A 12,949-nucleotide genomic window follows, 5' to 3' on the forward strand; every position below is an offset into this window, starting at 1 on the left:
CAGTAAACTTCACCAAATTCTTTTAGAAAATCTTTACTAACGGATATTCAGGTGTTCCTGACTTGACACCAGTTAGTTTATTATTATAAGCCATCATTGCATCGGTAGTTGCAATTGCCCTATAAACCCAGGGAGCGTTGACCATAGGACCGTAGAGAATGAAACTGGCACCTTGAGTTACTGGATAAGTAAAGACAGCAGCCCCGGCCACTTCGAAAAATGGTGTTCCTTTAGAACGCATTTTCTTCCATAAATAAACGGCGTTAGAAGGAGCACATCCTCCAGGATAACCGAATTCTTCATTGACTACATTGATAGCCTCACTTGTCCAACTAGCACTTGGTACATCTAACACACCAGGATCAACAAGAAACTGCTCGATTCCTGCTCTCTTAGCAGCATCAATTAAGCCTTCTTTCTCCCCATCTCCTGTTAGGAGCTTAATTCTGGCTTTAGGTTTTAAAGCTTTATTACTAAACGCCAAAATGACGGCGGTTTTAATCCCGCTTTCTTTAATAGCAGCCAACTCTTCCTCGGAATAATGCTCGTCAATTGAGTTATAGATTAGTCTTTTGCGGACTTCCGGATCATTGCCAAGTTCTTTCAAAGCACCCATCCGTACGGCAGGACTGATACTGTCCAATAAAAAAGGAGCCTTGGAATTTTTCATAACAAATTCAACATAACGTGTTAAAGCCTCTACCGATTCCCCTAAAACGTCAAGAATAAATGGATTACCCGTTTCAGCACTTAACTCAGCTTCTTGATCGAGAAGAGCTTTCGCAGCCTCTTCATCAAAGATTCCCTTCACGCCATCTTTGACAATTTTGTGACCCCGATAAAAGATGCTACCGATAAGCACAGTAGGATATTGTCCCGGTTGTCCACCTACCTTTACGCCATTAATATCGTAAACATGTTGTTCTGAAGTATACTTTAACATAATAAATCCCCCTAAATCTTGTATTGTTTGCTTATAAACGGCAATCCTTAACCTTCATGAAATAGGAACTTTACTTCATTTGCTAGCGCGTTCCACGATTCTGTGAAGTTCACCCCCTATGTGCTAATGATCTCCTGATGCAATTTTTAGATTATTTCTCGTGCAGTTATCATAACATTATATCTCTTTCACATTATCACTACGTTTATGCTCGTTTTACTACATTTGAGGCCATAATTTATTATTCTAACTATTCTTAATTGTTATGCCGCTAAATGCCAAAACTCAGGAGAATATCCTGAGTTTTGGCATTTATATATATCTTCTTATTAATTCATCCAACTATTTACTAAAGTTTTATTATCTGCTGCCCATTTCTTGGCAGCATCCTGGGGTGCTAGTCCTTGACTGATTAGACCTTCTAGGCTTCCGATTTGTTGGTCATTTAACTTGAACTTTTTCAAAATCGATGCAATTGACGGTAGCTTTTGGGTAAATTCCTTATTCGCCAAAATATGCAGGCCCTCCGCTACACCATAAGTTTTTTTAGGATCTGTTAGATATTTAAGGTCATATTTACTAAACATCCAATGTGGACTCCATCCAGTCACCACGAGCCACTTATTGTCCTTATACGCTTTATCTAAAGTCGCTAACATGGCAGCTTCACTGCCTTGGGATATTTCATAGCTTAGAGCATAGTCCTTTACGGCCTTGTCTGTTGTCTTCATAATTCCCGCACCAGGATCAATCCCTATAATTTGTTCCCTAAATTTGCTCTTTTGGCCGTTTAATTCATCAATGGAATTGATACTTACATATTTAGGCACCACTAAGCCTATTTTAGCTTCACCTTGATACCAGGACCCATAATCATCAAGTTTGTCTTTGTATTTTTCCCAATAAGCCTGTTGTGTTAGGGGTAACCAACTGTCCAAAAATAAATCTAAATCGCCTTTGCTTAAGCCAACAAAGAGCGGAGCTACATCTACATTCAGCAGTTCTACCTTATAACCTTTCTCTTCTAAAATCTCTTTCCAAAGATTGGTAACAGCAACATCCTCTTGCCAATTGATATAACCGATTTTTACTGTACCTTTAACCTCTTGTTCAGCTTGCTGTTGCCCGCAGCCCGCCGCTAACGTAACTATTAGCAAAATACTTAAGACAATATTGCCTATCTTTGGCCATTTTCCTATTTTCGTCATTTGCTAACCCCCCCCACATGATTATAGTCTTTTACTTTTTCTTGGGCTATGAATAAGTCCTTGGCTCAAACGATCTAAAATCATAGCTAAGATGACTACGGCTAAGCCATTTTCGAAACCCTTACCAATATCCATCTGTGAAATGCCAGCCAACACACCCTGCCCAAAACCACCCGAACCGATCATCGCTGCAATAACAACCATTGAAAGCGATAACATCATCGTCTGGTTGATCCCTGCCATAATAGTCGGCATTGCCAACGGTAACTGGATTTTCCAAAGCAGTTGGAATGGAGTTGAACCAAAAGCTTCTCCCACTTCTACCAAATCAATCGGTACCTGCCGGATCCCCAAATTCGTTAACCTGATGACAGGTGGCATAGAAAAAATGACCGTTGCAAAAACGGCGGGTACAGTTCCTAATCCAAAAAACATTAATGCAGGAATCAGATATACAAAGGATGGCATGGTCTGCATGAAATCCAGAAGCGGAGACATCAGTCGTTGAAACTTTTGATTGCGTGCAGCTAAAATACCTAGCGGAAGCCCGATACAAATTGACACGAGGGCAGAAATAATAACTAGTACTAAAGTTTCTATAAGGGCAGGCCAGAGTTGCAAGTCGTAAATCAGTAACAGTCCTAAGGTTGAACCGATAGCCAAACGCCAGCCTCTCACTCGCCATGCCAGTGCAGCAACAATCAGAATTAAGATCCACCAAGGAAGCACTGTCAAACCATTTTTAAAAACATGGATAAATGTGTTAACTCCTGCCGCGAAGGCATCGAATAAATGTCCGTATTGTTTAAGTAGCCAATCCACTCCGACACTGACTTGTTTTCCTAAGGGTATCCGGTACAACTACCGCACCCCCTTTGACTTCTTAAATATGTTAACAAACTGCGCTACATAATCATCAGCGGGCTGCTCTGCGATCTCTTCAGGTGTACCTATCTGCACTATGGCGCCATCTCTTACAAAAGCAATGTGATCACCCAATTTCAGAGCCTCAGATAAATCATGTGTGATAAACACAATTGTTTTATTCATCCGTTTTTGTAAATTCAAGAGCTCCTCCTGCATTTCTTCTCGAATTAAGGGATCAAGTGCGCTAAAAGCCTCGTCCATAAGCAAAATGTCCGGATCGTTAGTCAAAGCCCGTGCTAAGCCTACCCGCTGTTTCATACCTCCACTTAAATTATCGGGATAAGAACTTTCCCAACCAGCTAAACCTACTAACGCTAAAGTTTTTTCAGCTAGTTTTTCCCGTTCTTCCTTATCCACACCTTGAACCTCTAAGCCATAGACAGCATTTTGCAAAACTGTACGATGAGGCAATAAGGCAAATTGCTGAAAAACCATCGCCATTTTCGTTTGCCTAATTTGGCGTAATTCACGCGAATCAAGTTTTGTGATATCCTCTCCATCAAGGAGTACACTCCCTGAGGTAGGATTGATCAAACGATTAAGACAACGTAGAATGGTTGATTTTCCACAACCCGATAAACCCATTATCACAAATGTCTCTCCGGCCTGTACCGAAAAACTAACATTATTGACGGCAATAGTTTGACCTGTTTTCGCAAGAATTTGTTCCTTATTGAAATCTTTTTGTAATAATTCCAGGGCCTTTTGCGTTTGAGAGCCAAAGACTTTTACAAGATTTTTGACTTCGATCTTAGTCATAGTCTCCCTCCCCTAAAGTATAAATGGCCATTCAGCGTGCACCAAAACTTGCTTTACAAACGTCACTCTTCCATCCGACGTTCGAAGATTACTGCGACACTTTTCTTCTAAATATACCCACTGTTAATATTAAAGAATGATTTTAATGCTTTTTTCATCATAACATCTTTTCGATACCCAAAGTTGCCACGTTCATGCTCGTTTTACTACATTTGAGTCATTTTTGAAAATTCCAATTATTATATTTAATCTTTAAATTTGCTAAAAAATACCGCGATTCGGAAGAATAATAATTGGTTTTAAAAAAGGAAATTTTAAACTAAACGTTGGTTTTTACCTTTATAAATTTTCGGCTTTATCTCTAATTCTCACTTAAAAAAGTGAAACCTAATATGAGGATACCTCCAATCATTTGCATAAGACTCAATCTTTCTTCCAGCAATATTGCAGCGACGATCACTGCAGAAATTGGGTCAATATAGCTTAAAACAGCGATAGTCTGTCCCTTTAGTTCCTTGACCGATGAAAAATATAAGAAGAAAGCAATCCCTGTATGTATAACACCTACCTACTATTAGGATAAAAATGATGGAATTTGAGCTTATACCCGAAAAGTCCATATGATCTTTCATAAAAACATACGGTAAAGGCGCCAATACTTCCGAATATAAGCATAGCTGATATGATTTTAAATTTTCTGTTAAACATTTCTACTTCTGTCTGCCTGGGTGCGAGATGCCCATTATTGGACATTTGCCTATAGCGCTAGATCCTTCTTTCCAGTCATTAAAGTACTCGGACGAAACTTCTTGCGTAAATCGTCAAAAAATGAATACATCAAAGGAACGACCACTAACGTCAGAAGTGTCGAAGTAATCACCCCTCCAATAATGGCATGGGCCATCGGGGCTCGCGATTCAGACCCTTGCCCAAGTCCTAATGCAAGCGGCATCATGCCAAAGATCATAGCTACAGAGGTCATTATAATCGGTCGAAGACGAGTCCGTCCGGCAATCACTAATGCCTCATCCCGCTCTACCCCTTGAGCGCGTTGCTGCTTGGCAAAGTCTATAAGTAAGATCGCATTTTTAGTTACCAATCCCATAAGCATAATGACTCCAATGTTAGCCATCATCCCAAAATCGTCATTGGCCAGGAATAAGGCCATAATCGCACCGATGATTGCCAAGGGAAGTGAAAACATAATGGAAAAAGGATCGATATAGCTTTCAAACTGAGCCGCCAAAATAAAGAAGATAAATAAGACACCCATAACAAGAGCAATTCCCATGGATGTAAAACTCTCTCCCATGAAGGACGACTGACCTCCAGCAACAAACTTATAGCCTGGAGGCAGACCAAGCTCTTGGATAACCGGATTAAATTTCTCCTCAAATTTCCCCAAAGAAAGATTTGCTAAATTTGCGGACAATTGAATCTCTCGTTTGCGGTCCGAACGACTGATCTCACTGGGCGCCGGAGCAAACACCTTGTCTGTCACCTGATCCAAAGAGATCATTGCTTGACCTTCAGGCGTACTGTTTCCCCCAGGGACATAGATCTTGTCGAGACCTGTCAACGTTTTTCTTTGAGCAGGATCAAGCATTAAGCGCACATCATAGTTATGGTCGCCCTCCCGATATTGATTGATGACCGTTCCACTATAAAGGGTATGTAAGGTACTGGCCACCAGTCCGGTTGATACACCCAAATCGGCAGCCGCAGCTGAGCGAATCTTGATATTTTCCTCGGGTTTCCCTGGTTTATAACTACTGCTGACATCGGTTACCCCAGGCATAGTTTCTAGGATTTTCTGCGCTTTCTCAGCATAGGTTTCTAAAACGTCTAAGTCATCACCTTGTAAGCTATACTGGACATCTTTCCCCATCTGCATTAAACCTTTAAGATTGAGAGCAACTTGAATGCCGGAAAGAGCGTTCAATTTAGGTCTGAGATCGGAAATAATCTGAAAGCTAGAGCGTTTTCTAACGGCTTTATTCTTAAGTTGCACATAAATATTGAGCTGATCGTTCTTAATCGTAGAATACGTTTCTAAAACTTCCGGATAGGTACGAATAATATCTTCAATCTGTTTCGTCGCTTGAGCAGCAGCCGGTTCGGTCAAACCTGAGTCTAACGTAGCAACCACGCTGAATTCGCCGGTATCTGCAGTGGGCATAAAACTCACACCTAAAAACGGTATAAGGCCCAGACTACCGAAAAACAAGAGAGTTACAATCAAGGCGGATTTTGTCCTATTTTTAAGAACAATTCCAAGTAACCGAGCATACAAATCTTGCCCAATCTCAAATTGACGGTTAAACCAGTCCAAGAATTTGCCCAAGGGCCCTCGGGCCTTATGTTCCTCTTGTTGTTTTAAATAACGAGAAGAAAATAAGGGAACTAACGTAAACGAAACTAGAAGAGAGACCAAAACTGCTACAACTACAGTAATCCCAAACTGTTTAAAGAATTTACCCGTAATTCCGCTCATCATCCCTAACGGTAAAAATACAGCTACCAAGGTGAAGGTCGTTGCCATGACTGCTAACCCAATTTCTGACGTGGCATCCTTAGCCGCTACCAGCGGTGACTTACCCATCCCTAAATGCCGTTCAATGTTTTCAATGACCACGATGGCATCATCAATCAGTAACCCCACCGATAGAGACAGGGCCATTAAAGACATCATATTCAAGGTATATCCCAAAACCTTCATTGCAAAAAACGTTGAAATAATTGAAGTAGGAATCGCAATGGCACTGATAATGGTCGTCCGCCAATTGCCCATAAATAAAAGCACGGTCAGGATTGCTAGGATTCCCCCCTCAGCGATCGTCTTGATAACGTCGTTCACGGAACCTCGAATGTTGACAGAGTTATCCTTGACAATATCTAAACTGACGCCCTCGGGAAGAGTCTGTTTCAAACCCTCGACAATTTTTCGTACATCGTCGGCGACGATAACCGTGTTACTACCTGACTGTTTGATAATATCTACACCGATTGTAGGTTTGCCCTGAAAAAAGGATATGCTCTCAGGATCTTTTACCCCGCTCATGACTTTGGCGATATCCCTAATGTATAATTGTATACCACCTCGTTTAGCAATCGGAATATTGTTGAAATCCGCCATTTTTTGTATTTTACCACTGGTACGCAATGAAATCTTCCGATCATTGGTCGTAACGTTTCCTGCCGGGGCTTCCAGGTTCTCATAACCCAAGGAATTCATCACTTCTAAGGTGGTAAGATTATAGGCGGCCATTTTATTTTGGTCCAGCTGTATCTGGACTTCTTTAAGCTGCTCGCCAAGCACATTCACTACCCCAACACCATTAATAGATTCTATTTTCTTTCGAATATCGTCATTAACGAGTGTCGTTATTTCTGTTAAGGGCATACTTCCCGAGACTGCCAAAGACATAACAGGTTCTGCAGAAGGATCAAATCGAGAAATCACAGGTTCTTGCGCATCTGTAGGTAGTTTCCCTCGAATCGTGCCGAGTTTATCCCGGACATCCTGAGCTGCAGTTGCCGGTACTGTCTCCAACGTGAACTCGGCAAAAACCAATGCAACCCCTTCTTGAATATGGGAATTAACGTGTTTAACTCCAGACACTTGGCCTATTGCGTCTTCTACTTCGCGGGCAATATTGTTCTCAACTTGCTCTGGCGTAGCACCCGGTTCAACGATAGTGACTGCGACATAGGGGAATTCTACTTCCGGCCATTCGTTGATCCCTAACCCAAAATAGCTGGTAATCCCCAATGCCACTAAGGCTAGAATGGTCACTGTGGCGAGAACCGGCCTTCTTAAACTAAGATCTGCAAGGAACATCGACTCTCCCCCTACTGTGCCACAAGGGCGATCTTATCTTGATCTTTTAACTTGTTCATGTTTGTTACGATAACTTTATCTCCCGGCTTTAATCCCGACTTGATCTCTATTTGGTCTCCTATTGTTGCTCCAGTCTCCACCTGTCTTTTTTTTGCTTGATTTTCCTCGGCAACATAGACATAATAAGCATTCTCTTTCCCACTCAAGGCATATATAGGGATTGCTAAGACATCCACCGGGTTACCTAAGGTAATCCGAGTTTTCACGAACATCCCTGGTTTAAGAATATTGCTATTATTTTCGACCTTAACCCTCGCTTCGAACACTCGAGCTGCTTGATTAGCCACTGGGCTAATCAGCGATACTTCCCCTGATAATATTTTTTTGTCATCATCACTTGGCATAATCTGAACAACCATGCCCTCTTTAACTTGAGGTAGGTCCACCTGCTTAACATTTACCGTAGCATAGACGGACGAAACATCTTCTAAAGTCAATAAAGGAACTCCAGGGGATACCATCTGACCTAGATTTACGGAACGATAAGCAACTACACCTGCCAGCGGAGCAGTAACTACTGTCTCTTTAAGGGATAATTGAGCATTATCTACCGCGACTTGAGCAGAATTAAGATCAGTATGCGCCACGTCTAAAGCCAGTTTTGCTTTATCAACATCGTGTGCCGCCATCGCTCCTCCGGCCAAAAGCTTCTGGTATTGCTCATAATCTGCCTGAACATCGTTCAACCTCAATTGGGCTTTATGTAAATTATCTAGATTGGTGGTTAAGAGGGCCTGATAGTCTTGATCTTCAAGTGCTACTAAAGTGTCTCCCGCATTCACCCATTGACCGTTTTCAACGGTTACCTTACTTACTCGCCCGGTAAGCTTAGAACTCACGCTAACTTTGTTTATCGCTTCGATACTCCCATAAAGTTCAAGTGAGTTTTCCATTTTGACATTGCCAACATTCTTGACCTGAACTGTCTGAACAGGAGTGGACTGAGGTAAATCTTTTTGCTTTGCCAAAACAGCCTGAATTCGGTATCCAAGCAACCCTACCGCCGCAATGATGATCAACGAAACGAAGGTATATTTTAATTCTTTTTTCAATTTCCGCTCCTCCTCTATTCGCCAAAACTGTTAGGGCGCAATTATTCTAATTGGTTAGTTTCAACGGGTTCTGTTAGATTCCTTCTATAAAATTCAAAGATTTCATAATTATGTTCGCGGTACTCCCCCCGTGCCTCTTTTCAAATGGTTATAAAGCTTTATATAGCCTCACTCTCACTTATAGAAAGTTCGCTATTACCCTTACTTGAGGCCGTTTCAATAAATACTCTTGAAATTTCCGGATCAAATTGGATACCGGAATTTTTTTGTAGTTCTTCAAGTGCTACTACTTTTGACAATGCACTACGATAACTTCTTTCACTGGTCATCGCATCATAAGCATCAGCAATGATTCTAGCCTGAAGGGGTATTTCTTCCCCTTTCAACCCTTTTGGGTAACCCATTCTCCCATCCGAAATATCTAAATAACTGTCTGATACAATTGAAGAAATACAAAAAGTAGGGATATTGATCCCTACTTTTTATTTAGTGCCTATCTAATTCCTTCTTAGAATTTGACCACTTCAATTGGATCAAACCCCTTGCTAACCTTAACCTCACCGGAACCAATGTAAAAAATCTCCACAATTGGATTTGAGGCACCTTCATACATCTTTTGAACTTGAGCAGAGACCTTCGCGAAAGCTTTCTCTTTTTCATCTGCATCCGTCACGAACGTTGCCTTACCGGAAATTCGAACATTGTATCCGTCACTTGCACACGAAAATGCAACATTTGGGTTAGTTTGCATTTGCTTATAAACATTCTTTGTATTCGCAGTCATAAAATAGAATTTATTTTCTTCTGCAAACTGATATTGCCATCCCCTAACTTCAAGCTGTTCACCATTTGTAGTCGCAAAATAGCCCGGGGTTCCATCGGATAGGATATCCTTAAGTTGTTCAAGCGTCATTACATTAGCCCTCCAAATTGAATTTTACTTAAGGTGATATAATGCCCCTGCACAGAAGATTATATTCTCAGGCTGTCTCCTTGTTTCTGCTTTAAGGTCTAAGATATAAATAATTCTATTAATATTGTACGACTGACACTAATCACTCTATTTTTCATTTACCAAATTTAGTCATTCAAAATGAAAATCAACTAAAATTTAGTTATCTCCTATGATATGTCAGCCTCACTTGGACTATTGTTTATAGCTTAGCACCCTTTGTCAGGCCTTCGGGTTATTTCGTTATCTTTATAATTTTATTGGTAGAACTATCGTTTAAAGACGCACTATGCTGGTGGTCCTAATCGAAGCATGCCTAAATTTAAAAGGCACTAATAGAAACCTAAAAAGAGTTCGAAGTTTGATCTGCGTATTTTCTGTACTATAGGTAGTTTATTATTTCGAAGAAAAAGTATTTTAGTAAAAAATTACCCCATATCACTCCTACCTAGAGTAATACGGGGTAACATTTTCACATATAATTGGTGCGCCACCCAGGGATCGAACCAGGGACCTGCCGATTAAGAGTCGGATGCTCTACCAGCTGAGCTAGTGGCGCAAGCACTATATAGAATAATAAACCTATCCGAATGATTTTTCAAGTAGAAAAGCAAAAATGTCATAACAAATAACTAATTTATCCATTAGTTTTATATGATATATTATCTTTCACGTTTTAGATATTTACCAAATGCCTCTGATGACAAAAAGGTCCAGCTTGAGAAAGCTAGACCCTTTTTGTCATCAGAGGAACAATTCCTCAAAATATATTTATTTAGGTTTTATCACTGACTCTACTGAAGAAGATATTGAAGCACTAGGCTTCTTTTCAGCCTTCTTCTTCTTTTTCTCCTTGTTCTTAGGACTCTTATCACCCATAGTAACTACCTCCAATCACTAATTGACTTAAGTATACTCTCTTACAGATATTACCGCCATTAGCCGTATACGCTATAAGAGTCGTGGACCGCTTAGAAAGCTTCCTAGTGGTCTCCTACACTACCCCACCCCATTTTTACTAGCTGAAGGAGCGTATTCCGACCACATACAGCCTAGCTTCAAATGCGTAACATTTATATAGCACTATAACTCACTTCACGTACTACGCCCAAGGAAATTATATCCATTAACTATGCATATTAATCAATTGTATATAATCGTTCGTTCATGTTACCACTCATTTCGAACGATAGCTAAGCGCATCTTCTCTCGAGTCTGTTCCACCGTATACACAACCGAAAGGAGATTCGGCTAACAAGCCGAGCCATTTTACGATGTTTTCGTTTTTTCTCGAACCATTTTCTTGACTCCACTTCTTAATTAGTTTTTATTCAAATTGTTCTATATAGAACTGTTGGGCATAAAACACATTATACATTTTCTATAAGGTAAAGAATAAAGACTTCTGAGGAATTTTAAAATTTAATTGATATAAGAAACTTAAAAGAACAGTCTTATATATACTATATAAGACTGTTCTCCTCCAAATAATAATATAATATTGCCTTCAAGAATTATAGAGAAAGATGGTAAGTATAATCTACCATGTGATTGAAACATTTTTGGCATATGATTAGTTCTAATTGGAACAAGTAAAATCATTTAACATTGAAATGGAGGGGTGATTATGTGTATTGAATTTCCGCTTGCAATTTCAATTAGCCGTCAATTAGGAAGTGGTGGTAGCGTTTTAGGAAAAAACCTCGCAAAGGAATTAAACTTTGTATTTCTTGATCGAGAAATTGTTCGTGCGGCAGCAGATAGACTTGGCATTCATGGTGAAGAATTAGAAGACAATGAAGAAAAAATCAATTCTGTTTGGAAATCGTTTTTACTCAACTTCCAATATACAGATTTATTTTATGCTCCAGTTCCAATTCCAATAGTACCAAATGATAGAGAGATATATGAGGTAGAAGCTGACATTATATTAAGGGCAGCAAAAGAGAAACCAGTTGTTATAGTGGGTAGAGGAGCTTCACACATTCTAAAAGATCATCCCAACCACGTTAGTATTTTTTTACACGCAAAAACTGCATTTCGCCAAAAGAGAAGTCAAGAAATTTATAATATTTCTGAAAGCAAAGCGTCAAAACTCATATACGAGACCGATATTACTCGCCAAAGGCATCTTCATAAGTTTACAGGTCAAGATATGTATGATTTGAGAAATTACAACCTTACTATAGATACTAGCATAGTTGGGCTTGACATAGCGGAAAAAATCATTATGCATTATATTCAGTTAAGATTTGGTGATAAGATTCGAGATTATAAATGAAAATATAAAAGAATGGGAACGATAGAACTAAAAGAGCGGATCTAACCTTCATTTACTAACCCGACTTACGGATTAAATGGGACTAATTATTATCATCAAATGAATTATTCTTAATTTGATGCCTTACTTAATGCATTTCGAACGGCCTGAAATATTCCGTCACTGGTCTCCGTAGCTCCCGAAACTACATCGACATTCGTTGATTGGGTTTCAATAATTTCGTTGGGAAGCACGTTAAACACGTTTTGAGCATATCTTGGGTTTCACGGTTTGATAATATTTTATATTGGTGATTTTTTGGTTCTTCATCGCGATTCTATTTCACTTTTGCTCTTCTGTAATTCGCTAAGACGATTATTAAAATAAGTTTTGACTTGCTCAACATATTCCGGTTTTAGAGTAAATTTACTGAAGTAACAACTAAAATCTCTATCCATGCCGTAAGTCCCATACTCAGCCCATTCCTCATCAAGCGTACAAGTTGCTTTAATCTGATCGTACAAATAACTAGAGTTTGAAAATTTTTCAAACAGATTATGTAACTCGTTATCTATCTGTTGATGCGGCAGAAAAAGATTAAAAGGCTTTTTATAGTCGCCATATTTATATGTATCTTCTTCTTCCCAGACAAAAGGTTTTTCGCAAGATTCCAAGATAGCTTGACAGGTTTTAATCATCTTTTCTTTATTTCCTATCTCCAAGGACATCTTTTAACACCTCTAAAATTTATTTTATTCATTTATTATACAATGATATAGTACAAAAATGAACTTTATGGTTTATTATGAAAGTTTTCAATAGGGAGAAAGTTTAAAGCAAGATGGAAAACAACGGTTCATATTCTCAGCAAAGTGCTGGAATGGTTTATCCATTGCACCACAAAACATAGAATATCGTCAGGCTATCGCACTGTTCTATATCCATAG

The 12,949-nt window shown here is 39.5% G+C and carries 11 protein-coding genes, 1 tRNA gene and 1 pseudogene; 1 reads left to right on the forward strand and 12 read right to left on the reverse strand.

Going from position 1 to position 12,949, the window contains the following annotated elements; all coding sequences use genetic code 11:
- Positions 1-22 precede the first annotated feature (22 nt).
- From E4K68_RS08975 to E4K68_RS09015, 10 genes and pseudogenes are all read right to left on the reverse strand, one after another.
- Complete coding sequence (locus tag E4K68_RS08975) at positions 23-943, reverse strand: tetrahydromethanopterin S-methyltransferase subunit H (protein WP_135378599.1); 921 nt, start codon at positions 941-943, stop codon at positions 23-25.
- 329 nt (positions 944-1,272) lie between these two features.
- Entirely contained in the window at positions 1,273-2,151 is an 879-nt protein-coding gene (locus E4K68_RS08980; protein WP_135378600.1) for a glycine betaine ABC transporter substrate-binding protein, read from the reverse strand.
- A gap of 21 nt (positions 2,152-2,172) precedes the next feature.
- Entirely contained in the window at positions 2,173-3,012 is an 840-nt protein-coding gene (locus tag E4K68_RS20640) for a proline/glycine betaine ABC transporter permease (RefSeq protein WP_199241729.1), read from the reverse strand.
- Positions 3,013-3,837, reverse strand: a complete 825-nt coding sequence (locus tag E4K68_RS20645) for a glycine betaine/L-proline ABC transporter ATP-binding protein (RefSeq protein ID WP_199241730.1) — start codon at positions 3,835-3,837, stop codon at positions 3,013-3,015.
- 361 nt (positions 3,838-4,198) lie between these two features.
- The gene (locus E4K68_RS08990; RefSeq protein ID WP_348982853.1) at positions 4,199-4,396 is read right to left on the reverse strand and encodes an EamA family transporter; all 198 of its coding nucleotides are present in this window, start codon (positions 4,394-4,396) and stop codon (positions 4,199-4,201) included.
- A gap of 198 nt (positions 4,397-4,594) precedes the next feature.
- Positions 4,595-7,678 (reverse strand): efflux RND transporter permease subunit, encoded by a 3,084-nt coding sequence (locus E4K68_RS08995; RefSeq protein WP_135378601.1) that lies wholly within the window; start codon positions 7,676-7,678, stop codon positions 4,595-4,597.
- A gap of 11 nt (positions 7,679-7,689) precedes the next feature.
- Positions 7,690-8,790 (reverse strand): efflux RND transporter periplasmic adaptor subunit, encoded by a 1,101-nt coding sequence (locus E4K68_RS09000; RefSeq protein WP_135378602.1) that lies wholly within the window; start codon positions 8,788-8,790, stop codon positions 7,690-7,692.
- Positions 8,791-8,948: 158 nt separating this feature from the next.
- Positions 8,949-9,248 (reverse strand): annotated as a pseudogene (locus E4K68_RS09005) (HD domain-containing phosphohydrolase); the annotation flags it as partial.
- 50 nt (positions 9,249-9,298) lie between these two features.
- Positions 9,299-9,703, reverse strand: coding sequence for a pyridoxamine 5'-phosphate oxidase family protein (locus tag E4K68_RS09010; protein ID WP_135378604.1), 405 nt, complete (start codon positions 9,701-9,703; stop codon positions 9,299-9,301).
- Positions 9,704-10,225: 522 nt separating this feature from the next.
- Positions 10,226-10,301: transfer RNA gene (locus tag E4K68_RS09015), tRNA-Lys, on the reverse strand.
- Between the two features lie 1,068 nt (positions 10,302-11,369).
- On the opposite strand from E4K68_RS09015, the gene E4K68_RS09020 reads away from it, so the two are divergent.
- A complete protein-coding gene (locus tag E4K68_RS09020) occupies positions 11,370-12,023 on the forward strand; it encodes a cytidylate kinase-like family protein (RefSeq protein ID WP_135378605.1) in 654 nt (217 codons plus the stop codon).
- A gap of 110 nt (positions 12,024-12,133) precedes the next feature.
- Here E4K68_RS09020 and E4K68_RS21640 read toward each other — a convergent pair whose 3' ends face one another.
- Positions 12,134-12,265 (reverse strand): FMN-binding protein, encoded by a 132-nt coding sequence (locus tag E4K68_RS21640; protein ID WP_135378606.1) that lies wholly within the window; start codon positions 12,263-12,265, stop codon positions 12,134-12,136.
- A gap of 63 nt (positions 12,266-12,328) precedes the next feature.
- A complete protein-coding gene (locus E4K68_RS09030) occupies positions 12,329-12,730 on the reverse strand; it encodes a nitrite reductase (protein WP_135378607.1) in 402 nt (133 codons plus the stop codon).
- Positions 12,731-12,949: the final 219 nt, after the last annotated feature.

Source organism: Desulfosporosinus sp. Sb-LF, from assembly GCF_004766055.1.
Lineage (GTDB): Bacteria > Bacillota > Desulfitobacteriia > Desulfitobacteriales > Desulfitobacteriaceae > Desulfosporosinus.